The sequence below is a fragment of the Labrenzia sp. THAF187b genome (assembly GCF_009363375.1).
Taxonomy (GTDB): Bacteria; Pseudomonadota; Alphaproteobacteria; order Rhizobiales; family Stappiaceae; genus Roseibium; species Roseibium algicola.
The window spans coordinates 2,954,552-2,980,914 of the sequence record NZ_CP045344.1; the positions used below are offsets into that span (position 1 = coordinate 2,954,552).

Below are 26,363 nucleotides of genomic sequence, written 5' to 3' on the forward strand. Positions count from 1 at the left end.
CAGCTTGTGATAAACCGGCCTGAAGATGCAACCCTCCGGTGTCAGGTTTCGATCCCTGCAAGCCCGTCGAGCAGCGGGCCAATGTGATCCCGGTACTTTTCGAAGCGGTTCATGGCCCCTGTATGAATGGGTTGCCTGACCTGGGTCATGGAGAAGGTGAAGACCTGCGCCTCATTGCTCTCGTGATGGCGGCAGGCATCGTCCCAGGCCAACCCGGCATGACTAATCAGTAGTGGGCGCTCCCTATCCGGATCGCTCACAAGGGTCTCGTAGGACTGATTGCGGATCTCAACCGGCAGCACCGTGCTCCAGTGCGTCATCAGCTTTCTGTACTGGCCATAATAATGGGCGAGCGATTGCTGGCTTTCACAGTAACCGTGCTTGCCGGGCAGGGGCGTCATGTAGATGGAGACGCAGGTGTCGGCCGGGTTGCGGCTGACATGGCAGAAATGCGCGTTTGGGAACAGGAGGGCGATCAGCCAGAGGTGCTCGAAATTCTGCGGCATCTTGTCGATCACGCGGGCACTTTTCTTGCTGAAACCGTCGAGCAGGGTCAGGTACTTGCGGCCGATGCGCTGGGCGCTCTTGCGGTCAAGGGCCAGGGCGGCGTCGAAGAAGGCATTGTCACCGGTGTGGCCTGCCGTCAGACCGTCGATCTGCTCGTCAAAGAAGCTGAGTTCGCCCGCAGCCGTTGCTTTCGGGTGGGCAGACAGGATGGCCTCCACCAGCGAGGTGCCTGATCGCGGCATGCCGAAGACGAAGACGGGCCTGTCGCTGGTGAGGGCAAAATCCTTGCGGTCTTCGAAAAACTGTTCCGAGAAGACTTCCCGGCAGGTTTCGACGTGGTGTTCCTGCCGGTCTGCATCATAGTGGCCGTAAAGGTCGTCTCGATGCAGGCCGAGGTAATGGAAGGCCTTGGGAATGTCGCCGGTGTCGTCGCAGATCTTGCCGGCGGTGAAGGCAAGCCTTGCCCGCTCGACCTTCGCCATCGGCCGGTCCGCATCGTTCAGCAGGGTCTCGATCTTTTCCAGCGCCTCTTTCTTCAGTGAAAGGTCGGAGAGGTCCCTTGCACTGATGAGCACCGAGGGTTCCTCGGGAGCCAGTTCCAGTGCGCGCCGGAAATGAGTTTCGGCCTCGTCCATCTTGCCGAGCGAGACTTTCAGCCGCGAGAGCGCCAGATGCGCGATCGCCGATGCCTCGTTGATGGCGAGCGCGTTTTGAAAGGCATGTTCGGCCATCACGGGCCGCCGCAGCCTTGCGTAGATCTCGCCCAGGGTGCGGTGGGCGAATTCGGATTTGGCGTCGAGCGCAACTGCCTTGCGCGCATATGGCAGGGCCTCCTCGAAACGGTTGTCGAGGGTGAGGGCATCTGCAAGTGTTGCGAAGATGACGGCTTCCTTCTTCGCGACCTTCGCGGCAGCTTGTAGGTGTTCGATTGCCCGGGATGCGTGACCGTGGGTCAGATAGATGACACCAAGCCAGTGATTGACCTGAGGATCGCGCGGATTGGCTGCATTGAGATCGGTCAGGATCTCCAGCGCCATGCCGTAATCCTTTGCGTCGATGCACCGAAGCGCGGCTTCCAACGGGTTTGACACTCTCAGAATTCCTTGGCTTTGGCAAAATCATTGGCCGGGAGGAAGCGTCGGCTCGACGTCCTATTCATGAAAATGGTCATAGACCAGTTTGGCAATCGCCTCGGAAATGCCGGGAACGGCGGCCAGGTCGTCGACCCCCGCCTTGGAGACGGCCTTGGCCGTGCCGAAGTGGCGCAGCAGGGCCTTCTTCCGCGTCGGACCAACACCCGCGATCTCATCCAGCGGGTTCCTGGTGATGTCCTTCTTGCGGCGAGCCCGGTGGCTGCCGATGGCAAAGCGGTGCGCTTCGTCGCGCAGACGCTGCACGAAATAGAGGACGGGGTCGCGCTCGGGCAGCATGAAGGACTGCCGGCCGGGGATGAAGAATTTCTCCCGTCCGGCATCCCGGTCGGGCCCCTTGGCGATGCCGACGAGCGGGACATCGGTGATGCCGAGGCTTTCCAGCGTTTCGCGGGCCGCTGTCAGCTGGCCCTGGCCACCGTCGATGAGCACCAGTTCCGGCCAGGCCGGTACGCCGGTATCGGCAGGGGCCGTTTCCACTTCGCCCTCATCGGTATCCTGGAGGGCTGGATCGACCGCCTCCGGTTTGCTGTCTTCGCGGGCGTGTTCCTTCAACAAACGGGAGAAGCGCCGCGTCAGCACTTCGCGCATCATGCCGTAGTCGTCGCCGGGGACGAGATCCTCCGACTTGATGTTGAACTTGCGGTACTGGCCCTTGGCGAAGCCTTCCAGGCCGGCAACGATCATGCCGCCCACCGCATTGGTGCCCATGATGTGGGAGTTGTCGTAGACCTCGATCCGGCGCGGCGCTTGGGGCAGGTCGAAAGCTTCCGCGACGCCTTTCAGCAAACGGGCCTGGCTGGAGGTTTCCGCAAGTCTGCGGCCGAGCGCCTCGCGTGCGTTGGTCAGTGCGTGGTCGACCAGCTCCTTCTTTTCCCCGCGTTTGGGGCAGGCGACGTCGACCTTTCGGCCTGTGCGTTCGGAGAGCGCCTGCGCGAGAAGGTCCTGTTCGCTCAGTTCGTGGGAGAGCAGGATCTGCCGCGGAGCGGGTTTGTCGTCATAGAACTGCGCCAGGAAGCTTTCCAGAATATCGGCTTCCTCGAAGGACTTGTCGGCCTTGGGGAAGTAGGCCCGGTTGCCCCAGTTCTGTCCGGTGCGGAAAAAGAACACCTGCACGCAGGTCTGGCCGCCTTCCTGATGGATGGCGAAAACGTCGGCTTCCTCGACCGACTGCGGATTGATGCCCTGATGCGCCTGAATGTGCGACAATGCCGACAGGCGGTCGCGGTAGATGGCGGCGCGCTCGAACTCCAGATCGGCGGATGCGGCTTCCATCTGCTTTGCAAGCTGGGTCTTGATCAACTGGCTGCGGCCGGAGAGGAAGGCCTTGGCCTCCGACACCAGGCCGGCATAATCCGCCGGATCGATTTCCCCGGTGCAGGGGCCTGCACAGCGCTTGATCTGATACTGCAGGCAGGGCCGGGAGCGGTTTTCGTAGTAGCTGTCCGAGCAGGTCCGGATCAGAAAGGCTTTCTGGAGCGCATTGATGGTGCGGTCGACCGCGCCTGCCGAGGCAAAGGGTCCGAAGTACTCGCCCTTGCGCTTGCGGGCACCGCGATGCTTGACGATCGCGGGGGATTCATGATCACCGGTCACCAGGATATAGGGAAAGGACTTGTCGTCGCGCAGCAGCACGTTGAACCGTGGTCGCAGGCGCTTGATCAGGTTGGCTTCCAGAAGCAGGGCTTCCGGCTCTGTCTGGGTGACGACGAATTCCATCGACGCCGTCGCCAGGATCATGCGCATGATCCGGTTGGACTGGCCCTGCAGGCGCGTGTAGCTGGTGACCCGTTTCTTGAGACTGCGGGCCTTGCCGACGTAGAGAACCTCGCCGTTTTCGTCCAGCATCCGGTAGACGCCCGGCCCGTTGGGCAGGCGCTTGACCTCGTCGGCAATGACCTCGACGCCCTTGCGTGCGGGGGCATTGCCGGTCTCCGGCGCGGATACGGCGCTTTTTTCAGAATCAGTATCGTCCTGCATGCCAGACATTTAAGCCGCGCAAGGCAATAGGGAAAGAGGCGGGTACGGCGAAGCGGGGCTCTGCTGCCAATCCGCGGCCAAAAGAGTCTTCAGGAGGTGTGACCCAGCACATAGACGGTGGCGATATACGCACAATAGGCCGCCGTCATGACTGCGCCGGATATACGGCCGAGACAGATGCGCATTCCAGCCAGGAATGTCAGCAGGATCGCACAGGCCAGCATTACCCAGATATCCAGCTTCAGGACTTCCTGCGGCACGTCGATGGGCACGATGACGGCGGTGATGCCGATGATGGCGAGCAGATTGAAGACGTTGGAGCCGATGACGTTGCCAATGGCGACGGCACCATGCTGGCGAATGGCGGCCATGACCGTGGTGGCAAGTTCAGGCAAGGAGGTGCCGAGGGCGATGACCGTCAGGCCGATGACGGCTTCGCTGACGCCCCAGGAGGTTGCGATCGACGTTGCTCCGCTGATGGTGAAATGCGCACCGAGCGGCAGGCCGACCAGGCCGAGAAGAATATAGGCGAGCGCGATCCAGACGGAATCGGGAACGTCCTCCACCTCGTCCAGGCCATCATCGTCTTCCATCGGGATATCGGCAGCAGCGGCACCCGCGGATGCCGCGGCGATGGCTTTCTGCTCTTTCCTGTGCTTCTGCGCCATCATGGTGGAGGCTGCAAGGAAGACACCGAGCAGTGCCAGGAGAATGAGGCCGGCGGTCAGGCCGATGGGCGTGAAGAAACAGAGCGCCATGAAAACAATGGTGACTGCGACCATGAACAGTGCGTTGCGCGTCGCGCCGGTTTCACCACACGGGGTTGCCGCGATCAGCGCGGGCATGCCCAGGACCAGAAGCACGTTGGCGATGTTGGAACCGACCACATTGCCGATGGCGATGCCGCCGGCGCCTTCCAGCGCGGCTTTAAGGGAAATGACCAGTTCGGGAGCAGAGGTGCCGAAGGCGACGATGGTCAGACCGATGACCAGATTGGGAATGCCCAGACGCTGCGCAATACCGACCGAACCCCTGACCAAGACATCGCCTGCGATAATCAGAACAACAAGTCCGCCTGCGAGGCTGATGTAGTCAAAGAGCATTTACGAATTTCCGGTTCGGGTCAGTTTCAATCTTCGAAGGCGGCTTCAATGTGGCAGCGCCAAAGTTCAACTTGGCGCCTTATACGCAATAGATCGGTGAGGGGAAAGCCGCGGACAAGGATCTTTCTACCGGCCAAATGGGGTTCCTGAATGCAAATTGCAATTGTCTTTACGGGTCTTTCATCCTGTCAGAATGTTGCCTCCATTTGTCATCAAAACTCCCCATTCTCAATCCTGATCCGCCACAAACGATCTCCATATCTATTCGTTGGGGGAGAGTGAGGACGCGGCGTTATACCCGTCCAACTCGCAACTGGCCGGCAATTTCCGGCCAACGCACTAATGGATAAAGTGGATCTGGAGTACTCAAATGAAACGTCTTGCACTTGCTGGCATGGCCCTGACAGCTGCGACGGTCGCATCGGCGCCTGTCCTGGCTGCGGATTTGCCGCAGTCGCCGGCACCGGCCTATGAGGCGGTTCCGGCTCCGCAGCAGAGCATCGACTGGACCGGCCTTTATGTCGGTGGCAATCTCGGATGGGCTTTCGGCCAGTTCGACAACAAGGCCGGCAACAACACCGGGCTTGGAGTGGACGCGAACGGCATCGCCGGCGGTCTTTACACCGGTTACAATTACCAGGTGACGCCGAACATCGTGGTCGGCGCGGAAGCCGACTTCAGCCTGACCGACCTGGAAAAGTCCAAGTCCAACGGCGGCCTGACACTGCGGTCCAAGTCTGACTGGAACTCCAACTTCCGTGGCCGTGTCGGTTACGCCTTTGACCGTTACCTGGTCTATGGTGCCGGCGGTCTGGCGATTGCCGACCTGGAAGTTTCCGGCAATGGCGACACGGACAGCAAGACCGCCCTGGGCTGGACCCTTGGCGCAGGTGGCGAAGCAGCCATTACCAACAACATCAGCGCCAAGCTGGAATACGTCTACCAGGATTTCGGCGAACAGGATTTCAACCTGAACGGAACCGGCGTGAGCTCGGATTTCAACAATTCGCAGGTTCGCATGGGTATTGGCTACAAGTTCTAAGCCAGCCTCCCGGCCGACACGGAAAACCCGGTACCGCAAGGTGCCGGGTTTTTTCATGTCTGCTTTCCGGGTCTCTTCGGTCGGCTGCGGCAAAGAGAAGCGGCTGACGGGCGAACGGGCGGCCGGCGTATACAAGACGATACAAGTCGTTACAAGCTTTTCAGAATTTCGCCCCAGTACCGTGTTACTTAAGGGACCTGACGTTAAGTGCCGGTGCCCGGGTGGTTTTCTTCCAATCCACGCCCGGCCCTTCAGGTGGAGAGGCGAATGCGGTTTCTGATGCGCGGACTTGTCGGTCTGGCATTGATGGCGATCATGATCGGGTTTGCCGGTTTTGGCGGCTACCGTCTGTATACTGCCATGACGGCAGAAGAGACCGCGCAGCGACGTCCTGCCCGCGAACGCAGCTATTCGGTCAATGTCGCCGAGCTGACATCGCAAACGGTCGCGCCTGTCACGACCGCCTACGGCCAGGTGGAAAGCTGGCGGACGCTGGAACTCAGGGCCAGCTCGGAAGGCAGGCTTGTGGAGGTTGCCTCCAAGTTTCGCGACGGTGCTGCCGTGGCAAAGGGCGAACTGCTGCTGAGGATCGATCCGGCCAATGCGGAATTCCAGGTGCTGGACGCGGAAGCGGCCCTTGCCGATGCCGAGGCCCAGAAGGCGGAAGCCGCGGAAGCCATTGTCGGTGCCGAGCAGGAACTGGAAGCAGCCCGGCGCCAGCTGGACTTGCGCAAGCAGGCGCTAGAGCGCCAGCAGCAGCTGAGGGACAAGGGTTATTCCACGGCCGTACAGGTCGAGACCGAAGAACTGGCCGTCGCCTCCCTCGAACAATCGCTCAGCAATCGTCTGCAATCGGTCATCACTGCACGCAAGCGCATCGAGCGGATGGACCTGACGGTCAAGCGAGCCCGGCTCGCTCTGGACGATGCCAGGCGTACCCTGGAGGAAGTCACTCTGACGGCCCCCTTCACCGGCTACCTGTCTGAGGTCAACGCCACGCTGGGGCGCCGCGTCAGCTCTTCGGAGACGCTGGCCCTGTTGATCGATCCGGCGGCGCTGGAAGTCCGTTTCTCATTGTCGACCGATGAATTTTCCCGGCTGCTGGATACCAGCGGAAGTCTGGTCAAGGCACCCGTCACCGCAGTCCTGCAGCTGGGAGGCCGGTCCATCGAGGTTCCAGGTACCATTGACAGGGCCGCGGCCGTTGTCTCCGAAGGCGAAGCGGGCCGGACGCTGTTTGCGACGCTGGATCTGGAGCCGGGCACAGTGCTGCGGCCGGGCGATTTCGTGAAGGTGAATGTGCTTGAGCCGGAGCTGACCCGTGTCGCGAAGGTGCCTTCGGCGGCGCTGACGGAAGACGGCCGCATGCTGATCGTTGGCGAAGGGGATCGGATCGAGGAAATCAAGGCGACGATCCTGCGCCGGATGGGCAATGAAGTCATCGTTGCCAATGTCCCCTTTGGCGCCGATTACGTGCGTGAGCGCTTGCCGCAGCTTGGCACCGGTTTGAAGGTTACTCCCCGGCGCAACACCGGTGAACAGGATGCCCCGCAACCTGACGAGCCGGCGACGGCGCAAGCGTTGGAGGCGGGCGAAGCGCGTCTTTCCGGCGACCTGGTGGCGCTGGAACCTGAACGACGCGCGGCGCTGATCGATCAGTTGAACAGGTCCGACATGCCGGAAAACCGCAAGGCCAGACTGCTTGCCCTTCTGAACAAGCCGATGGTGCCGAAAGAGCTGATCGAACGGCTGGAGCATGGCGGCGGTAACAGCGGCTGAACACCGCTGTAAACCCAGCCGTATCCGACCTGATATTCTGATTGGAGTGTCCCGACATGCGTTCTCCTGGCGGATCGCAATTTGCCTCGCTGCTGGACTACATGGTCCGGCACCGCACAGCGGCGAACCTGCTGTTGGCCATGATGCTGATCAGCGGGTTCGCGGCCTCGACGCAGATCCGGACGCAGTTCTTTCCCGATTTTGTCCGCGAGGAAGTGGACGTCGTCGTCAACTGGTCAGGCGCCGGGCCTGAGGATCTCGACCGGGCCGTTGTCGAAATCCTGGGACCGCAGCTGCTTGCCATCAACGGTGTCGACGAAGCCACATCCGTTGCGCGCGAGGGGCGGGCCAGCATCGAACTGGAGTTCGAGGACGGCTGGGACATGGGCCAGGCAACCGACGAGGTGAAGGCCGCCGTCGATCAGGCCCGTTCCAGTCTTCCCGAAGGCATCGACGAACCAGTGGTCACCCGCAGCGTCTATTCCGACCGGGTGACAGATGTCGTCATGTATGGGCCGGTCGATATCGACCAGCTTGCCCGCTTTGCCGAAGATCTCCAGACCGTCTTTTTCCGCCAGGGCGTCACGCGGGTCACCATTCGAGGACTGGAAGACCCGATCATCCGGGTGAATGTCGGCGAGAACATGCTGGTGCGGCATGGTCTGACGCTTGCCGAAATCGCTGACGTTGTTTCGGCGGAGATGGAAACGACGCCTGCAGGCGATGTCGCGGGCAGTTCCGCCCGGCTGCGCACCGGCCAGACCCGGCGCAGCGAGCAGGAACTGGGAGAGATCGTTCTGAAAGCGCCCTCCCAAGGGGAAAAGCTTGAGCTGCGGTCCGTTGCCGACATTGTCACAGAAGGGGTGGAAAGCGGCCGGGCCTATTATCACAAGGGCATGCCGGCGGTGGTTCTGCGGGTCAGCCGGAGCGCCCAGGGAGACACCATCGAGATCCAGCGGGCAGTGGAGCGGATCACGGCGGACTTCCAGCACACCCTTCCAGAGGGTGTTGTCGTTCAACTGACCAACACCCGCTCGCAGGCGATCATCGACCGGCTGGATATCCTGGTCGAAAACGGCATTTTCGGGCTGGCCCTGGTGCTGTTGTTCCTGTTTCTGTTTCTTTCAGCCAGAACAGCCTTCTGGGTGGCGGCTGGAATTCCGGTGGCGATGGCCGCCACGATCGGCCTGATGTATGTCTTCGGGATCACGCTGAACATGATCTCCGTGTTCGCGCTGATCATCTGTCTCGGCATCGTCGTGGATGACGCCATCGTGGTCGGCGAGCATGCCGACTTCCTGCACAGGCGCGGCTATTCGCCAGCGGAAGCCGCCAGCCTTGCCGCAAGGCGCATGACGGCACCGGTCTTCTGCGCCTCCATCACCACGTTGATTGCCTTTGTCGGACTGGTTGCCATCGGTGGGCGTTTCGGCAGTCTTGTCGCCGATATTCCCTTTACGGTGTCGGTGGTGCTGATTGCCAGCCTGGTGGAATCCTTTCTCATCCTGCCGGCCCACATGAACCACGCGCTGAAGGCCAGCAAGAAGAAACACTGGTTCGACCTGCCCAACCGCCTGTTCAACCGGGGCTTCGTCTGGTTCCGGGAAAAGCTGTTTCGCCGGTTCGTCGGCTGGGTTCTCGCCGTGCGGTATCCGGCTATCGGCTTTGCGCTGATGGTCCTGGCGCTGTCGCTCACCTTGGTTTTCGACAAGTCGGTTCGCTGGCGGTTTTTCAATGCGCCGGAACAAGCGGTGGTTTCCGCCAGCATTGCCATGATGCCCGGGGCAAAACGCGATGACACCAAGGCGATGATTGCGGAGATGGAACGCGCGCTTGACGTGGTCAACCAGCGATACAGCGAGCAATATGGTGCCGAACCGGTGGTCTTCGCGCTCTCCACCGTCGGTGCGACGGCGGGGCGCGGCCTCATGGGGGCAGATACAAAGGACGCCGACCAGCTTGGCGGGATTTCCATAGAACTGCTCGACCCCGACCTTCGGCCCTATTCGGCCTTTCAGTTCATCGGCGACTGGCGCGAGGAGATCGTAAATCCGCCGCTTCTGGAAACGATGGCCCTGCGCGGCGAGCGCTCAGGTCCGGGGGGCGATGCGATCGACATCAAGCTCTACGGCAACTCCACGGAAAACCTGAAGGCCGCTGCCGAAAGCCTGAAGCAGTCTCTGGCGCCTATGGAAGGCGTCAGCGCGCTGGAGGATACGCTGGCCTACGACAAGCCGGAGCTGAACCTGACGCTGACACCGCGCGGCGAAGCCCTTGGCTTCACCACGGAGGAAATCGCCCGCATTCTGCGCAACCGGCTGGAGGGCATCGAGGTTGCCGAGTTTCCGATCGGCAGGCGAACGGCGACAGTGAAAGTGCTGTTGCCGGATGAGGAAACGGATGCCGCGTTTCTCTATTCAACGCGGGTGCGCACCGAAGCGGGCACCTATGTTTCCCTGAGCGAGATTGTCAGCATCGACAGCACCTACGGCTTTGCCTCGGTCCGCCGCAGCGACGGGCTGCGCACGCTGCGGGTTTTCGGTGATGTATCGGAGGACAATCCGGCAGCCGCTGCCCGAGTGACCGACATGCTGCAGAACGAGCTTCTGCCACAGCTTGCCGCCGACTATGACGTCGAAAGCGAGATGAGCGGGCTGGCGGAGCAGGAACGCTCGTTCCTCTCCGATGCACTGATCGGCTTTGCCATGTGTCTGGCCGGCATCTACCTGGTACTCTGCTGGATCTTCGAATCCTGGACCCGGCCGCTGATGATCATGATCATCATTCCCTTCGGCTGCGTCGGCATGATCTGGGGTCACTACCTGCACGGCATTCCGCTGTCGATGTTCTCCGTGGTCGGTTTCATCGGCATGGCGGGCATCATCATCAACGACAGCATCGTGCTGGTGACCACTATCGACGAATACGCCAAGGACCATCCCTTCCGGCAGGCCGTGGTCAACGGTGTTTGCGACCGGTTGCGTGCGGTCGTGCTGACGACCGCAACGACTGTGTTCGGCCTGGCGCCGCTGCTGTTCGAGACCAGTCGCCAGGCCCAGTTCCTGCTGCCGACAGTCATCACGCTGGCCTACGGGCTGGGCGTCGGGCTGTTCCTGGTCATCCTTCTGGTGCCGGCTCTGCTGGCGGTGCAGAAGGATTTCGGTCAGGCGATCACCAGTGGCAGGCGCCTGCTCAAGGCTCGGGGCAGGGCACCGCTTTCCGGCGGACAGGTGTGACCGCAGGGGGGACGGTGCAGTGATGGACTGGAGCAAAGCCTGAAACCGGATCGAAATACCTGATCCAATCCCGACGTCTTATCGGAAAAGTATCTGATCAAGGTCAGTTCAATCAATCGTGGAAGGAGACACGCATTGGACCGTCGTTGGCTGGGCGATCGTGCCCTGTCTGTGCCCGTTCTCAGCTTGGGGACGGCGAGTTTCACGTCCGGGCCATGGTCTGGCAATGATGCGGGTGCAGCCCGGCGTTTTGTCGACATTTGTCTCGACGAGGGGCTGAACATGTTCGACACCGCGGACGTCTATTCCGGCGGAAATGCCGAAATGGTGCTCGGGCAGGCAATCAACGGGCGCCGGGACAAGGTGATCATCTCCACGAAGGCGGGTCTGCGGACCGGGCCGAGCGAACATGACGTGGGCAGTTCACGTAGCCACCTGCTGACTGCTGTCGAGGGAATGCTGAGCCGTCTGCGCACCGACTATATTGACCTGTTCCAGCTCCATGCGTTTGACGCAATGACACCGGTCGAAGAAACCATGGAGGTGTTGGATGACCTGGTGAAAGCGGGGAAGGTTCGGCAACTGGGTGTCTCGAACTATGCCGGCTGGCAGTTGATGAAGTCTCAGGCTGCGGCACGATACAACGGTTGGCAGCCGCTGGTGGCGCACCAGGTGTATTATTCGCTTATCGGTCGCGATTACGAATTGGAATTGATGCCATTGGGCCTGGATCAAGGCGTTTCAGCCCTGGTGTGGAGCCCGCTTGGGTGGGGGCGCCTGAAGGGTGGCGGGAAGCACGCTTCAGCAGGCCGGCACAAGGACGCAACCCCGAACTATGCACCGCCTCTTTACGACGAAACCCTTCTTGAGCGCGTACTTGCAGCATTGGGGGAGGTGGCTCGTGACACAGGCAAAAGCGAAGCCCAGATCGCACTGAACTGGCTTCTGCAGCGGCCGACCGTGGCTAGCCTCATCATCGGGGTTAGCAGCGAAGCTCAGTTGCGCAACAACATGGAGGCCACCGGCTGGGAGCTGGATGCCGAACATATGCGTCTGCTTGACGAAGCCAGCACCACTCCCGTTCCCTATCCGTATTGGCACCAACGCGCATTCCCGGAACGCAATCCGCAACCGGTCTGATCATCGTTCCATCCCATGCCTAAGGGGCGGGTGTGAAAGTCCTAACTGGATCAGAAGGGCCAGGCTGCGGCCAATGTCACATGCCGGTTTGCGGGAGCATGCCGAGGCCATGCCATGTGGTCTGATCCCGCTGTCGGGGGCATCAAACCTGCTGAAACGCTTGATTGGCTGGCAGCGTCTGCGAGACAAATCTGAAAGGACGGCTGCTCACGAAAGGTGATGTAACGGATTTCGGCATCGTTGAGGCCGGGCTGGCGAGCACGTTTCCCACCCTGCGGCAGCATCCAGGCATTTCGGGAGCGCCCCACACAGTCCCCGGCCTACGTTGCTTCAATGCCTCGTTGCAAGCAGCCCGGTTCGCGGCTTTGTACTTCGTTTGAGCCCTATGGCTCATGCCTCCCAGGTTATCAATCCGGGTTTACGCAGTGGATCCCTCTTTCGATTTGTGCAAAACCGCATCATGTGCTTAATTTTTACGCGAATATTAACTGGGGACTAACCCCGTCGATTTTGCTATGTATAGTACAGGTTGTTTACCTGTGTGGTTCCAAATGAGTGATCATCAGTTCAATACCTCGGTCAGGATGGGCTCCGAACGGAATTTCGGGCTGGTCTTCGCTGCGGTCTTTTTGCTGATTGGGCTGTGGCCGGTCACTGGTGGCGCCGCGCCGCGATTGCTTTTGCTATGCATTGCGGCTGTTTTTATTGCCCTCGCCATGTTTGCGCCGCAGAGCCTGCGCCTACCCAACAGGTTGTGGTTCAAACTGGGCATGCTGCTAGGTGCCGTTGTGGCGCCGATAGTGATGGCGCTTATCTTTATTTTAGTCTTCGTTCCAATCGGGCTTGCGATGCGAGCCAGTGGAAAGGATCCGCTTTCAAGGAAAGTGGATCCGAATGAAAAATCTTATTGGATTCTCAGAACCGACCAGCCGAAGTCCATGAAACTGCAATATTAGGACAAAATACCGGCACGGTTCCCAGACAAAGCAAGGAATTGCCTCTATGTCGATGATCGCCGAATTGTGGGATTTTTTACGCGAAAGGCGTAAATTCTGGCTTTTGCCGGTTTTCATTGTACTGGCGATTTTTGGTGCGCTGATCGTGCTCAGCCAGGGCTCGGCGGTCGCCCCCTTCATCTATGCGCTGTTCTAGACCAGTGACGGCGATCCTCGGAATCTCGGCGCTGTATCACGACAGCGCCGCGGCACTGCTGGTCGATGGCCGGATCGTGGCCGCCGCGCAGGAGGAGCGCTTTACCCGGCGCAAGCACGATGCAGGCTTTCCCGCCCATGCTATTGCCTATGTGCTGGATGAAGCCGGGCTGGACCTTGCCAGCGTCGATCACGTTGCCTTCTACGACAAGCCCTTCCTGAAGTTCGAGCGCTTGCTGGAGTCCTATCTGGCCTATGCCCCACGCGGTTTCAATTCGTTTCGGATGGCGATGCCGGTCTGGCTGCGCGAGAAGCTGTTCCTGAAGGACCTGCTGAAGCGAGAACTGAGCCTTTTCGACCCGCGCTTCCCCGTGGACAAGCTGCTGTTCGCCGAACATCACATCAGCCATGCCGCCAGTGCCTTCTACTCTTCACCCTTCGAAGAAGCGGTGGTGCTGACCATCGACGGGGTGGGGGAATGGGCGACGACCACGGTTGCGATCGGACGCGGCAAGGATCTGGAAATTCAGCGCGAACTGCATTTCCCGCATTCGCTGGGCCTGCTCTATTCCGCCTTCACCTATTACACCGGCTTCAAGGTGAATTCCGGCGAATACAAGGTGATGGGGCTGGCCCCCTATGGTCAACCGCGATTTCGCGACCTGATGCTGGATCGGATCGTTGATGTAAAGCCGGACGGCTCGTTCCGGCTGGATCAGCGTTATTTCAACTATGCGGCGGGTCTGACCATGACCAGCAAGGCCATGGAGGACCTGTTCGGCCACTCCGTGCGCCAGCCCGAGACGGAACCGCTGACACAGTTCCACATGGATATCGCCGCCTCGGTCCAGGCGGTGACCGAGGAGATCCTGCTGCGCATGACCCGCGCGCTGGCGCAGGAATACGGGATTCCCTCGCTGTGCCTTGCCGGCGGGGTGGCGCTGAACTGCGTGGCCAATGGCAAGATCTTGCGCGACGGCGCCTTTCGCGACATCTGGGTGCAGCCGGCGGCGGGCGATGCCGGGGGTGCGCTCGGGGCGGCGCAGGCCGCGTGGCATATGGAACTGGGCCAGCCCCGACAGGCGCAGCCCGGCGATGCCATGCGGGGTGCCTATCTGGGTCCAGCCTTCGACGACGACCGGATCGCGGCGGATCTGACAGCGGCGGGGGCCAGCTTTACCCGGCTGGACGAGGGCGAGATCCTGGCCCGCAGCGCACAGGCGCTGGCGGATGGCAAGGCCGTAGGCTGGTTTCAGGGACGGATGGAATTCGGGCCGCGCGCCCTTGGCAACCGGTCTATCCTTGGCGACCCGCGCTCGGGCTCCATGCAGAAGTTGCTGAACCTCAAGGTGAAATACCGCGAGAGCTTCCGGCCCTTTGCGCCTTCTGTCCTGCGCGAGCATGTCAGCGAGTGGTTCGATCTGGACGGGGACAGCCCTTACATGCTGCTGGTCGCCGATGTTGCCGAACGTATCCGGCGCCAGATGACGTCCGAGGAGCAGGCTCTTTTCGGCATCGACAAGCTGAACATCCGTCGCTCGGACATCCCCGCCGTGACCCATGTCGATTATTCGGCCCGCGTGCAGACCGTGCATCGCGACACCAACCCGAAATATCACGCGCTGATCTCTGCCTTTCACGACCTGACCGGCTGCCCGCTACTGGTCAATACCTCGTTCAACGTGCGCGGAGAACCGATCGTCTGCACTCCGACCGACGCCTTCCGCTGCTTCATGGGCACCGGGATCGAGATGCTGGTCGCCGGCAATTGCCTGCTGGAGAAGGAGGCGCAGGACGCCTCGCTGCATGAGAATTACGAAAACATGTACGAACTGGACTGACCGGAGGAGCCCTTGCACATCTTCGGCCGCCATCGCCGGATCGCTACCATCTTGTGCCTGATCCCGGCGGGTTACTTCCTGCTGACCGCGATCTTTGCGCTGGTGCATTTTGACGATTTCGCCTCAGACCTGCCCAGGCTGCTGCGTTATGTGCTGGGGCCGCTGGCGATTGCCGCGCTGCTGGTTGGCTGCGCCTGGCTTCTGTCGCCCGACAACGCGCTGACGGTGGGGATTACAGCTTGCTCGATCCTGGCCGGGATGTTCATGTTCGAGGGGTACATGCGCTGGCATAACCTGCCGCAGCGGATGGGGCTGGCCGGGATCGTCGATGGCGGAACCGATCTGGAGCGTTATGGCGGCGCCATGCCTCCGGCCTATACGATCAAGGCCCTGAATGCCAAGTTGGGGACCGAAACTCTGGCCGATGCGGTGCTGGCCGGGACGCCCGGAGCCGAGATGCTGCTGTGCAGCCGTATGGGCGTGCCGGTCACAACACGGATCGACAGTTACGGTTTTCGCAATCCGCAGTCGGAAACCGCCGCGCCGGTCGATCTGATGATCCTCGGCGATTCCTTTGCCGAGGGGATTTGTCTCGACGATGGCCAGCATTTCGTCGACCAGATGCGTGCGGGCGGGGCTTCGATCCTGAACACTGCCAGCCGGGGCGCAGGCCCCTTGTATGAACTGGCGGTCCTTGGCCGCTATGGCCCGCATTTTCGTCCCCGCATCACCGTTCTGGCCTTTTTCGAGGGGAACGACTGGGAAAACCTGTCCGTTGAAACAGAACAGCCGTGGCTGCACGAGGCCCTGGCGCCGGAGGCCGATTTCGGCCCGATCGAGTTGGACGCGGCGCGGCGCGCGGACGCGACCAGGATCATTGCTGGCTGGTGGCAGGGCACTGCTGCCACTCTGGAGGAATATCTGAGCCGCCGGGCCTATTTGCGCAATTTCCTCGCCCTTCAGGAAACCGCCAGCATCCTGGGCCTGCACTACCCCAAGGCGGCCAGCGACAACCCGGTTTTCGAGCAGATCCTGCATCGCATGAAGCAGATCGCGGATGGCTGGCAGGGGCGGGTGGTGGTGGTCTACATCCCCGCTCTCGACCAGTTCGGAGGGGTGTTTCCGCATGGCTTTCTCAGCGCTCCGCTACGCGAGAACGTGGCGCGCGCAGCCGAGAGCGCAGGCCTGGGTCTGATCGACCTGACCCCGACCTTTCGCGACTATCCCTCGCCGCTGGGCCTTTATGCGCCGGATGCGCATCTGAATGCCGAAGGCGCGGCGCTTGCCGCCGGCACGATCATGGCCGACCCGCTGATGGCCCTTCCCTGACGCCGCCATGCCTCCAGCGTTGGAATGCCCCGTTTCTGGCAACGGCGTTGACAGGCAGCCTCGTCATGTCTCCCGGGCTGACGACGCTGGCACGGGCATAGGATCTGAATTGGGACGGCGCGGGGGCGACAGCCCAGGGCACTGTCGAAGGCGGGTCAGGACAAGGCGGCCAGGGCTTCTGCGTGCAGTGTGGCGTTGGCCGCGGCGAGAACCTGACCTTCGGAGTGCAGGCCCAGCTTTTCACCTTTCCAGTCGGTGATCACGCCTCCCGCACCCTCGATAACCGGAATGAGGGCCATGTAATCGTAGGGATGCAGATTCATTTCGAACACCAGATCAATGTGGCCTGAAGCCAGCAGTCCGTATCCGTAGCAGTCGCCCCCGAAGCGGCGCATGGCGACCTTGCTTGAGAGGGCCTCGAACTGCGCGCGTCCCTCGGTGTCGAACGTGTCGGGCGTGGTTGTGTAAAGGATCGCGTCGGCCAGTCGGTGCCGGCCGCTGGTGCGGCAAGGTCCACCATTGAATGTTGACGGTTCACCACGCCGCCCCGTCCAGCGTTCGCCGGTCGGCGGTATCGAGATGATGCCGAGTTCCGGTGTCCCGTTGAAAAGGCAGGCAATGAGCGTGCCGAAGGTCGGCATCCCGGAAACAAAACTCTTCGTTCCGTCAATCGGGTCGAGCACCCACAGGTATTGGGCATCCAGACGTGCGTCCTCGTGCTCTTCGCCAAGAATGCCATGGGCCGGGAACTCCTTGAGGATGCTTTCACGCATCGCGGCCTCGATGGCGCGGTCAGCCTGCGTGACCGGGGAAAGGTCGGCCTTTTGTTCCACGTCCAATGGCTTGCGGAAGTAGGTCATCGCCATGGCGTCGGCCACGTTGGCGAGCCCGTCGGCAAAACGCGCCAGCATCTCCGTTTCGGGCGGCGTCGTGGAGCTTTGCATGGGTTTTCCTTGTCTGCGGGGAAGCTGGCAACGATGGTCAGCCGGCAAATTAACTCTAGACAAAATCCACAAAAATGCAAGACTACACAAATATCCCCAGAACCGCGAACAGAGGACGCGGCAATAACAAAGGGTCTCGGGAGGATCCGATCCGGGGCAGGCACTGGCACACGAACACGTGGATCAACAAGGAGAGACGACAATGAAGACCTGGACGAAATTCACCTTGGCTTCGCTGTTTGCCGTCGGCATGACGGCAACAGCCTCTGCCGACGAAATCACCGTCTACACTGCGCTTGAGGAAGAAGAGATCGCGGCTTATGTCGAGGCCGCCCAGAAGGCGATGCCCGATACCGAGATCAATGTGCTGCGCCTGTCCACCGGCAAGCTGGGCGCGCGTCTTCTGGCAGAAGCGGGCAACCCGCAGGCCGACGTGATCTGGGGATGGGCCGTCAGCGCCATGATGGACCCGCAGATCCTGGAGATGCTGGAACCCTACGCAGCCAAGGGCGTCGACGTTCTGCCTGCCTCCTTCCGTGGTGAAGACGGCAAATGGTTTGCTCCGATCGGCTACATGGGTGCGTTCTGCGTGAACACGGCACGGCTTGAGGAAAAGGGCCTGCCGATGCCCAAGAGCTGGAAGGATCTGGAGAACCCGGACTTCAAGGGCGAGATCCTGATGCCGGACCCGAATTCTTCCGGGACCGGATACCTGCACGTCAATGCGGTTCTGCAAACCATGGGTGAAGAGGCAGGCTGGGCACAGCTCGAAGCCGTCGATCCGAACATGGCACAATATACTTCATCCGGTTCCAAACCCTGCAAGTCCGCACGCGTCGGCGAATACACCGTCGGCATTTCACTGGCTTTCACCGCGATGCAGTCCATCGAGGAAGGCTATCCGCTGGCAATGGTCTTCCCCGAGGAAGGCGTTGGATATGAACTGGAAGCATCCGGCCTGATGGAAAGCTCCGACAACAAGGATGCGGCAAAGGCCTTCCTCGACTGGACGATGTCTGACGAGGCAATCGGTCTCTACCAGCAGTACAAGGCGCTGATCACGGTTCCGGGTGTCGATGCTTCGCAAGCAGCTGAAAAAGCGGGCCTGCCGGCTGATATTTCGACCGTCCTGGCGAAAATCGATTTCGTCACAGCGGCCAAGAACCAGACGGCCGTGAAGGAAACCTGGAAAGAAAAGCTGGGCCGCTGATCGTGCCCGCGGCAGCTTCGGCTGCCGCCAGAAGCGCGCGGGGCTTTACTGGAGGCCCGCGCACCTTTGACAGGAGACCGATCCGCCGTGTACTTGACCGTCCGTAACGCCACCAAGACCTTCGGGTCCTTCAAAGCGCTCGACAATGTCTCGATCGAGATCGATCGACGGGAATTCGTTTGCCTGCTGGGTCCCTCCGGCTGTGGCAAGACGACACTCCTGCGGCTGATCGCCGGGCTGACGGAGCTGAACAGCGGCGAAATCCTTCTGGAGGGGACGGCGCTTTCGAACCTTCCCGCACGCAAGCGGGGCTTCGGGATCGTGTTCCAGTCCTACTCGCTCTTTCCCAACATGACAGTGGCCGAAAACATCGGTTACGGGCAGAAGATCCGTGGCACGCCGCGGTCGGAGATTTCACGACGTGTGACCGAACTTCTGGAGCTGGTGAAATTGCCGCAAGTCGCAGGCAAGTTCCCCGGTCAGCTGTCCGGCGGACAGCAGCAGCGGATCGCGTTGGCCAGGGCAATCGCCGTCGACCCGCGCGTCTTGCTGCTGGACGAACCGCTTTCGGCGCTCGACGCGAAGGTCCGGGCCGAACTGCGAGACGAAATCCGCCATGTTCAGCGTTCGCTCGGGATTCCAACCTTGATGGTGACACATGACCAGGAAGAGGCGCTGGCGCTGGCGGACAAGATCATCTGCATGAACCATGGTGTCGTGGTGCAGGCCGGCACGCCGGAAGACCTCTACCATCGACCGGCGACGCGCTTTGTGGCGGACTTCATGGGGATCAGCAATCTCGTTTCTGCCGCCCCGATCCGGCGTGAATTCCCGGATCTTATGGCAAAGTGGCCGGGGGGAGCGGGGACGGAGCATGTTGCCTGCATTCGCCCGGAACAGATCGGCTTGACCCCGGCGCAGGACGGCAACGCCACGGTGCGCAGCATCAGTTTTCTTGGCAATCTCAGACGGCTTGAGGTCGAGAGCGCGATCGGTCCGCTGGTTGTCGAGACCCACGGGTATAATTCCTGTCACGAGGGCGAACGCGTGAACCTGAGCATTCCACCGGAAGCCTGCACCTGGGTGGCTGACGACATCACCCACAAGCCTGCCGAGAACGCCGCATGAGCGGTGTGGAAACGATGACCACGCCTGCGCGCAGGCAACTGGATGCGGACCGGCTGCTGACACTTGTTTGCGTTGGGCTGCCACTGATTGGGCTCGTCCTCTTCTTTCTCTACCCGATGGTGATCGTGTTCCTGCGTTCCCTGACGGTTGACGATGGTTACGGGCTTGCCAACTACACGAGGGTTCTGGGGTCGACGGGGTTCTGGCGCGCGACCGAACATTCCCTGATCATGGGGGCTGCCACCACAGTTCTCAGCGTCTTCCTTGGTTTCATCATCGCGCATGGGCTTTATCGCTGCGCTTTCCGGGGCAAGTGGCTGATCCGCGGCGTGATCGTCCTGCCGCTGCTGGCCCCCTCTCTCGTGCAGGCTCTTGGGCTGATCTTCCTTCTGGGACGCAACGGCGTCATCAGCCGTGCCCTGGGTGTCGAGATCGAAATCTACGGCTTCTGGGGGCTGTTGATCGCCAACACGCTTTATGCCTTGCCGCAGGCGGTGATGATTATCGGGGCGGCGCTGGTCCTGCTGGACGCGCGCGTTTACGAAGCTGCGGAAGTCATGGGCGCTTCGCCGTCGCGCCAGTTTCGCGATCTGACCTTGCCCGCGGCGCGCTTCGGGATCCTCAACGCGGCTTTCGTCTGCTTTACAATCACGATCACCGATTTCGGCAACGCGGCGGTGATCGGTGGGGACTACTCGGTTCTGGCGACCGAAATCTACTCTCAAGTGGTCGGCCAGCGGAATTTCAACATGGGAGCCGTCGTCGGCATCATGCTGTTGTTGCCGACGGTGGTTTCCTATGCCATCGAGCGTCAGGCGATGAAGCGGCAGCAGGTCGGGCAGATGGCTGGCCAGGTACCGTATCGGCCCTCCTTCGCCCCCGTGCGCGACCCGGTCATGGCGTTCCTGTCGCTTCTGGTCTGCACCGGCATCGTCGCGGTTATCGGCATTGTCGTCTACGCAAGCTTTGTCACCCTTTGGCCCTACAACATGGCGCTGTCGTTCAAGCACTACGACATCACATTGGCCGGGGGGTATTCCTCGCTCTGGATGACCATCGTGATATCGCTCATGGCGGCGTCGGGAGGCACGCTTGCTGTCTTCCTTCTGTGCCTTGGGCTGCGCCGCCTTCCGCGCAGCGTGGCCCAGCCCATCCAGATGCTGGCCGCCATGCCGGCCGCAGTACCCGGGATGGTCCTGGGGCTTGCCTATATCCTGACTTTCAATTCAACCGCGACGCCGCTCTACCTTCTCTATGGGACGGCGGCCCTCATCGCGATCATCAACTTCTACCACTACCACACACAGGGTTTTCTGACGGTGATGACCGGTTTTCGCCAATTGCCCCGGGCGCTTGAGGAAGCTGCAGACAGCCTTGGAGCTGGAATGGCAAGGACGGCCGTCGATATCGTCGCGCCGTTCATCGCCCCAATGCTCGTTTCGGTGTTCTTTTTCCTCTTCATGCGGTCCATGGTAACCCTGTCGGCAGTCGTCTTCCTCACCACGCCTGACCTGAGCGTGGCGGCTGTCACCATCATGCGGCTGGACGATGCCGGTCTGACTTCTCAGGCGGCAGCCTTTTCCACCTGCGTGATGGCAGTCGTCTGTATTGCGCTTTTGAGCATGAAGGGAACGCTGGTGCTGATGGGACGAGGCAACCGGAGCAAGGTGCGGACCTGATGTGGGCGAAAGAACGTCACCGGCTCATTCTGTCCATGCTGAGCGCCAGCCAGCAGGTGAGCGCCAACGATCTTGCGCAGATGCTGAACGTCTCTCGCGAGACGGTGCGCCGCGATTTGCTGGACCTTGAAGAGTCCGGACAGGTCAGCCGCGTCCATGGTGGCGCGGTCCTGCCCGAGCCGCGTTCCGAGGAACCCTTCCGCCAACGGATGACGACGCAGATCCGGGCAAAGTCGGAGATTGCCCGCAAGGCAGCCGGACTGATCCAGCCCGGACAGACGATCCTTGTGGACGCGGGTACCACTACAGCCCTGTTTGCCCGTGAACTGGCCAAGCTGTCGGATCTGTCGGTGATCACCAACTCGATTGATATTGCCACCACGCTGCAAGGGGCGGGCAAGGACGTGCTGCTGCTCGGTGGACGGATGGCGGCCGACGTCCCTTCGACAGTCGGCGAACTCACCCTGTCTGAAATCCGCCGTTTCCGTGTCGACCTGTGCTTTTCGGCTCCGGTCGCGGTGCATCCGGTCAAGGGTGCGTTCTTCTATGACCTGCAGGAAGCCGAAATCTCCAAAGCCATGGCGGCACAGGCGCAGCAGACGGTTATTCTGGCCGACCAGAGCAAGCTTGGAAAAACCAGCAGGGTTCAGGCCTTGGAGGTAGGAGAGATCGGCAGGCTTGTGACAAACAGGGTAGCAACTGAAGAGCACGTAGCGGCCTTCCGCCAAGCGGCCATAGACGTAATGGCTTGAGAAGCGAAAACCGCGCGATAGACGGGACCGGATTGCACAACGCGGTACAGATTTTCTGCACTCGCGCCTGGTTGGGCAAACTGAAGCGTCTATTCAATGTCGTCTTTGTTCAGCTGTTGTGGAGGGAACGGCCATGGCGACATGGGGGATCGGCACCCGTACCACGTTGCCGCTCCGCCCGATTCATCCCCAGCCTGCGTTTCTCCCGACCTGATATGGACAGCCCATGGTTTCAGCTTGCCAGCTCCAGCCATTTTCAGGCCTCATGGACGGGGGCGGAAAGTCCCAAATGGATCAGCCAGGCCGGACAACGGGCGATGTTCCATCCCGGTTTGCGGGCTTCGGACGCTTGCGACATGATACAATTGATACAAACGGCAAGGCCAAACTGAAAAGAAGCTTACGTAGAAATGAGGTCCGGCCTGCCGCCCTTGTCGAGGCGTTGATACAAAGTGAGATCCAATGTTGCTTCAAGACGGAGCGAGTGCTTCTGAAAGTGAAGCCGATAGAAACCGGATCCAGCTGCTCATGGAAGAAGCTGTCGAGGCGCTGAGCGATGGCTTCGTGCTCTACGACAGTGACAGAAGGCTCGTTTTCGCAAACAAACGCTATGCGGAGATGCTGGGTCCGCACAAGGATCTGCTTGTTCCAGGCGCGCGGCTCGACGAGATCGTCGGCAGTGCTGTCGGCAGCGGGCATATTTCATTCGTTCGCAGCCCTGAAGGCGGTTTGCCCGGTGTCCTGGAAACCCTGGCAGCCAGAGGAAAACTGAAGATCGAGATCAAGGTTGCCGACGGCAGCCAGCACAAGATCTATCTCAAGCATCTGAAAGACGGCAGCATTGTCGTGAAGGTTCGCGACATCACGGAACAGCGGACCGCAGAGGCGCGTGCAAGAGAGATCCTTTACGGCGCGGTTGATGCCGTCGACGTTGGTATCGCACTCGTCGATGATGATGATCGACTGGTGTTTGCCAACAAGAAGTTTCGGGAGATTGGCGACCCGGACGGCAGGCTTTTCGTTCCTGGCCGTGCGATGCGCGACATCCACGCCGAGGCCATAGCATGCGGCCTGATCCCGCTCCCGGGGGGCATGAAACCCGCCGAAATGCTCGATGAGCTGGATCGGCTTATACGCCTTGCCATCAAGGGGTATCCGATACCCAACAATCAGGACAGGGAACTGGTCGGCAGCGCCTACGAGACAAATCTGAAAGGGCGGCTGCTCACGATTGAAGACGTCACGGATCGTGTCAGGGCGGAGCGGCGTTTTACGACTGCGGTTGAACGGTTGCCGGTTGGTATCGCCTTTGAAGGGCCGGACGGGCAGTTCACGCATTGCAATGATGCGTTTGCAGCGCCCTTTCACCTGACCGCGGCCGAAATTCTAAAGCTGTCGGATATTGAGCGGATCGACTTGCTGGCACCGCAGATATCGATGGTTGCCGGTCAGGAAGTAGGCGACCGCGCGGCTGAGCTCTTCACCGCTGCGGTGAAGCAGCAGCGCGAGACGCTGGAACCCATGGAGGTTCGCTTCTGGGATGGCCGGCACTACCGTGTCGAGCGAGCCATCTCCGAACACAACAGCCGCGTTGTCGTGGTCACCGACATCACCGCCTTGAAAGAAACCGAGGCCAGAAGCCTGGCCACCCTGAATGATGCCATTCAATCTCTCGATGAGGGGTTGGTGCTCTTCGACAAGAGCCTCAATTTCGTGCTCGGAAACCGGCTCTGGTACGAAATGTACTTCAGTGAATTGGCGCCGCCCGTTGCCGGGGAGAACATTCTCACAATTCTGGGCCGGTTGATCGACAACGGCGTCGTTCTTGTTCCCGAGGGCGAAGACAAGACATCCTATATGTGCGAGCTGACGCTTCTGGTGAAATCCTACCAGAAGAAGCAGGCCATCCATCTTGCAGGTGGACGTATTCTGCTGGCGTCAGCCCACAGAACCGAACTGGACGGCTACCTCGTCTCCTTTATCGACGTGACAGAGCAGCGACGTGCCGAGGAAGAGCAGCGCGAGGCGGATCTGCTTCTGCACAAGATCGTCGAGGCGTGCCCGGCAAACTTTCTCGTCTCCCGCATCGAAGATGGAAAAATCATCTACTGCCCGCCTGCTTCACGGGAGCGGTTCGGCGATATCGACACGACCCTCAATTTCTTCTTGAAGCCGGAGGATCGGGAGCGGTATCTGGAAGCGCTCTTGCCGACGGGAACTCTTGATGATTACCGGGTTCAATTCCGCAGGGCCGATGGCTCAATCATGGAAGGCATCACCGCCGCCCGCGTGACCGACTACAAGGGCGAGAATGTCATCGTGTCCTCCACAAGGGACATTTCGGACCTTCTGGCCATGCAGGAGGAACTGCAGAAACAGCGTGACATTGCCCACCAGAACGAAAAACTGTCCGCCCTGGGTGAGCTTCTTGCCGGTGTCGCACACGAACTCAACAATCCCCTTTCCATCGTTACCGGTTACGCCCAGATGCTTCAGGGAAAGCTGAAGGATCCGGTTCTGGAAAAGCGCATCGACCGCATCGCGGAGGCTGCCGACAGAAGCGCGCGGATCGTCAGGGCTTTCCTGTCCATGGCGCGCCAGCGACCGGCAAATCTGGAACCGTGTACGCTGAACGAAATCGCCTCGGTTGCCCTTGATCTTGCCGGCTACGGGCTGCGTTCCAACGGAGTCAGGATTGAGACGGAGTTTGACGAGGATCTTCCGTCGATCCTCGGTGATACGGACCAGCTGGTCCAGGTCGTTACAAACCTCATTATCAATGCGGAACACGCCCTTTCGCCGCTTGGTGAGGAAGCGGTGCTTGTGTTGCGGACGTTCCACGACGGAAGAGACGGCCAGGCAGTCCTCGAAGTCCGGGACAATGGTCCGGGGATGACGAAGGAAATCAGGGACCGCATCTTCGAGCCGTTTTTCACGACCAAGGATGTTGGTGAGGGGACGGGCGTCGGCCTGGCATTCTGCCACCGGGTTGTCGACACCCATGAAGGCACTCTCGAAGTCAGTTCATCCGTTGGCAAGGGGACGAGTTTCTTCGTGCGACTGCCCGCAATGGAAACTGAGGCTTCAACTGACACCTCGCAGGCCCAGCCAGGCGGAACGCATCATCGCAAACGGGTGTTGGTCGTTGATGACGATGTCGCTGTCAGCGAGCTCGTTTGTGACCTGCTGGCAGATCTCGGATGCCAGGCAATACAGGAAACCAGCGCACGCAAGGCTCTTGCGCGCCTGTCTCACACATCCGTCGATCTGATTATCAGCGACTACAAGATGCCGGGCATGGACGGTGCCGCATTTTACAACAGCCTGGTCGGGTTATCGCCCGGATACAAGGATCGTATCGCCTTCATGACGGGCGATGCCATGGGGAAGTCCGTTCAGACATTTCTGACGGAAAGCGAGCGCCCCTACATTGAAAAGCCCATTTCCAAGAAGGATCTGGCTTGTTTGTTAAATCAACTGGACAGCAGGAAAAACACATCATGAGCGGGGCTCCGGGTGCGAAGCAAATTTTGGTCTGTGACGACGAACCTCATCTTCGCGAAATGGTTGCCGAGTATCTCGCCGAGCGCGGCTATGACGTTGTTGAAGCGCCGAACGCCAACGACATGAAACGGCTTCTGGAGAGCCTGGAGCCGGCGCTGATCATTCTGGACGTGAACATGCCTGGTACGGATGGTCTGACCGCGTTGCGTGACCTTCGAACCACCTCGACCGTGCCGGTGATCATGCTGACCGCAGCAAGTGACGTGATTGACCGCGTGGTGGGGCTGGAAATGGGAGCCGACGATTATGTCGGCAAACCTGTCGACCTGCGCGAACTGGAGGCCCGGATCAAAGCGGCACTGAGGCGCAGAAGTTTTGACGAGACGACTGCACAGCAGAAGGATCGGCAAGCAGGCACAGTTCCCTTTGGCACCTGCCGTCTGGATCTGGACGGGGCGAGGCTGATCGGTGGCGACGGTCAGGAAATAGCGATTACGTCCATGGAGTTTCAACTGCTCAGGGTGTTCGTCGAGAACCGTGGACGCGTTCTCAACCGCGACCAGTTGCTGGAACAGGCACACGACAAGGGCTGGGAACCTTTCGATCGTTCGATCGACCTGCGTATTTCAAGGCTGCGCCGCAAGATTGAACTCAATCCCACAAAACCAGAAACCATCAGAACGGTTCGTGGGTTGGGCTACGTCTTCGATTAAGTGCTCTTCCCGGCGATCCGGGAAACCCCTTAAAGCCTGTTACCTGCCTCGAATTCCAGTTCGTCGGAGCCGGAATTTGCGTCCTGTTGGTCAGCATCCAGGCTTTTTGGCGCATCAATCCTGCCTCAGATCCGCACTGTCTCCTTGTGAACGGTAACAATTGTACCTTTGGTG

General features: G+C 60.5%; 18 protein-coding genes. 14 read left to right on the plus strand and 4 right to left on the minus strand.

Annotated features, from left to right (window positions below):
• Positions 1–41 precede the first annotated feature (41 nt).
• From FIV03_RS13500 to FIV03_RS13510, 3 genes are all read right to left on the minus strand, one after another.
• Complete coding sequence (locus FIV03_RS13500; RefSeq protein WP_152509903.1) at positions 42–1,598, minus strand: tetratricopeptide repeat-containing sulfotransferase family protein; 1,557 nt, start codon at positions 1,596–1,598, stop codon at positions 42–44.
• A gap of 60 nt (positions 1,599–1,658) precedes the next feature.
• A complete protein-coding gene (gene uvrC / locus FIV03_RS13505; protein WP_152509904.1) occupies positions 1,659–3,638 on the minus strand; it encodes an excinuclease ABC subunit UvrC in 1,980 nt (659 codons plus the stop codon).
• An 89-nt stretch (positions 3,639–3,727) separates the two neighbouring features.
• A complete protein-coding gene (locus FIV03_RS13510) occupies positions 3,728–4,741 on the minus strand; it encodes a calcium/sodium antiporter (protein ID WP_152509905.1) in 1,014 nt (337 codons plus the stop codon).
• 370 nt (positions 4,742–5,111) lie between these two features.
• Between FIV03_RS13510 and FIV03_RS13515 the strand changes: the two genes are divergently transcribed.
• The 8 genes from FIV03_RS13515 (at position 5,112) to FIV03_RS13545 (ending at position 16,259) form a co-directional block, all read left to right on the plus strand.
• Entirely contained in the window at positions 5,112–5,783 is a 672-nt protein-coding gene (locus tag FIV03_RS13515) for an outer membrane protein (protein WP_152509906.1), read from the plus strand.
• Positions 5,784–6,050: 267 nt separating this feature from the next.
• Positions 6,051–7,562 carry an HlyD family efflux transporter periplasmic adaptor subunit gene (locus FIV03_RS13520; protein ID WP_152509907.1) on the plus strand — a complete coding sequence of 504 codons (1,512 nt, stop codon included), beginning with the start codon at positions 6,051–6,053 and terminating at the stop codon, positions 7,560–7,562.
• A gap of 56 nt (positions 7,563–7,618) precedes the next feature.
• On the plus strand, positions 7,619–10,798 hold the full coding sequence (locus FIV03_RS13525; protein ID WP_152509908.1) for an efflux RND transporter permease subunit: 3,180 nt from the start codon (positions 7,619–7,621) through the stop codon (positions 10,796–10,798).
• A 135-nt stretch (positions 10,799–10,933) separates the two neighbouring features.
• Positions 10,934–11,938: an aldo/keto reductase gene (locus tag FIV03_RS13530; RefSeq protein WP_152509909.1), complete on the plus strand. Its 1,005-nt coding sequence runs from the start codon at positions 10,934–10,936 to the stop codon at positions 11,936–11,938.
• A gap of 551 nt (positions 11,939–12,489) precedes the next feature.
• A complete protein-coding gene (locus tag FIV03_RS13535; RefSeq protein ID WP_152509910.1) occupies positions 12,490–12,894 on the plus strand; it encodes an SxtJ family membrane protein in 405 nt (134 codons plus the stop codon).
• 46 nt (positions 12,895–12,940) lie between these two features.
• A complete protein-coding gene (locus tag FIV03_RS31580; RefSeq protein WP_173013837.1) occupies positions 12,941–13,090 on the plus strand; it encodes a DUF5989 family protein in 150 nt (49 codons plus the stop codon).
• 4 nt (positions 13,091–13,094) lie between these two features.
• Positions 13,095–14,930, plus strand: a complete 1,836-nt coding sequence (locus tag FIV03_RS13540) for a carbamoyltransferase (protein WP_286202292.1) — start codon at positions 13,095–13,097, stop codon at positions 14,928–14,930.
• 12 nt (positions 14,931–14,942) lie between these two features.
• A complete protein-coding gene (locus FIV03_RS13545; protein ID WP_152509912.1) occupies positions 14,943–16,259 on the plus strand; it encodes an SGNH/GDSL hydrolase family protein in 1,317 nt (438 codons plus the stop codon).
• Positions 16,260–16,414: 155 nt separating this feature from the next.
• Here FIV03_RS13545 and hisN read toward each other — a convergent pair whose 3' ends face one another.
• Positions 16,415–17,203, minus strand: coding sequence for a histidinol-phosphatase (hisN, locus tag FIV03_RS13550; RefSeq protein ID WP_152509913.1), 789 nt, complete (start codon positions 17,201–17,203; stop codon positions 16,415–16,417).
• Between the two features lie 202 nt (positions 17,204–17,405).
• On the opposite strand from hisN, the gene FIV03_RS13555 reads away from it, so the two are divergent.
• The 6 genes from FIV03_RS13555 (at position 17,406) to FIV03_RS13580 (ending at position 26,189) form a co-directional block, all read left to right on the plus strand.
• Complete coding sequence (locus FIV03_RS13555) at positions 17,406–18,413, plus strand: ABC transporter substrate-binding protein (RefSeq protein WP_152509914.1); 1,008 nt, start codon at positions 17,406–17,408, stop codon at positions 18,411–18,413.
• An 87-nt stretch (positions 18,414–18,500) separates the two neighbouring features.
• Positions 18,501–19,541, plus strand: coding sequence for an ABC transporter ATP-binding protein (locus tag FIV03_RS13560; protein ID WP_152509915.1), 1,041 nt, complete (start codon positions 18,501–18,503; stop codon positions 19,539–19,541).
• On the plus strand, positions 19,538–21,220 hold the full coding sequence (locus tag FIV03_RS13565; RefSeq protein WP_152509916.1) for an ABC transporter permease subunit: 1,683 nt from the start codon (positions 19,538–19,540) through the stop codon (positions 21,218–21,220). The genes FIV03_RS13560 and FIV03_RS13565 overlap by 4 nt, the downstream gene beginning before the upstream one ends.
• Positions 21,220–21,972, plus strand: coding sequence for a DeoR/GlpR family DNA-binding transcription regulator (locus FIV03_RS13570; RefSeq protein WP_152509917.1), 753 nt, complete (start codon positions 21,220–21,222; stop codon positions 21,970–21,972). Before FIV03_RS13565 ends, FIV03_RS13570 begins: the two co-directional genes overlap by 1 nt.
• A 462-nt stretch (positions 21,973–22,434) precedes the next feature.
• Positions 22,435–25,476 (plus strand): PAS-domain containing protein, encoded by a 3,042-nt coding sequence (locus FIV03_RS13575; protein ID WP_152509918.1) that lies wholly within the window; start codon positions 22,435–22,437, stop codon positions 25,474–25,476.
• Positions 25,473–26,189, plus strand: a complete 717-nt coding sequence (locus FIV03_RS13580; protein WP_152509919.1) for a response regulator — start codon at positions 25,473–25,475, stop codon at positions 26,187–26,189. Before FIV03_RS13575 ends, FIV03_RS13580 begins: the two co-directional genes overlap by 4 nt.
• Positions 26,190–26,363 lie beyond the last annotated feature (174 nt).

What these genes read in the sequence shown, in the direction of transcription:
- FIV03_RS13520 (WP_152509907.1), top strand. Translation starts at nt 6,051, where the DNA reads ATGCGGTTTCTGATGCGCGGACTTGTCGGTCTGGCATTGATGGCGATC.
- FIV03_RS13555 (WP_152509914.1), top strand. Translation starts at nt 17,406, where the DNA reads ATGAAGACCTGGACGAAATTCACCTTGGCTTCGCTGTTTGCCGTCGGC.
- FIV03_RS13535 (WP_152509910.1), top strand. Translation starts at nt 12,490, where the DNA reads ATGAGTGATCATCAGTTCAATACCTCGGTCAGGATGGGCTCCGAACGG.
- FIV03_RS13510 (WP_152509905.1), bottom strand. Translation starts at nt 4,741, where the DNA reads ATGCTCTTTGACTACATCAGCCTCGCAGGCGGACTTGTTGTTCTGATT.
- FIV03_RS13575 (WP_152509918.1), top strand. Translation starts at nt 22,435, where the DNA reads ATGTTGCTTCAAGACGGAGCGAGTGCTTCTGAAAGTGAAGCCGATAGA.
- FIV03_RS13580 (WP_152509919.1), top strand. Translation starts at nt 25,473, where the DNA reads ATGAGCGGGGCTCCGGGTGCGAAGCAAATTTTGGTCTGTGACGACGAA.
- FIV03_RS13565 (WP_152509916.1), top strand. Translation starts at nt 19,538, where the DNA reads ATGAGCGGTGTGGAAACGATGACCACGCCTGCGCGCAGGCAACTGGAT.
- FIV03_RS13525 (WP_152509908.1), top strand. Translation starts at nt 7,619, where the DNA reads ATGCGTTCTCCTGGCGGATCGCAATTTGCCTCGCTGCTGGACTACATG.
- FIV03_RS31580 (WP_173013837.1), top strand. Translation starts at nt 12,941, where the DNA reads ATGTCGATGATCGCCGAATTGTGGGATTTTTTACGCGAAAGGCGTAAA.
- uvrC (WP_152509904.1), bottom strand. Translation starts at nt 3,638, where the DNA reads ATGCAGGACGATACTGATTCTGAAAAAAGCGCCGTATCCGCGCCGGAG.
- FIV03_RS13515 (WP_152509906.1), top strand. Translation starts at nt 5,112, where the DNA reads ATGAAACGTCTTGCACTTGCTGGCATGGCCCTGACAGCTGCGACGGTC.
- FIV03_RS13570 (WP_152509917.1), top strand. Translation starts at nt 21,220, where the DNA reads ATGTGGGCGAAAGAACGTCACCGGCTCATTCTGTCCATGCTGAGCGCC.
- hisN (WP_152509913.1), bottom strand. Translation starts at nt 17,203, where the DNA reads ATGCAAAGCTCCACGACGCCGCCCGAAACGGAGATGCTGGCGCGTTTT.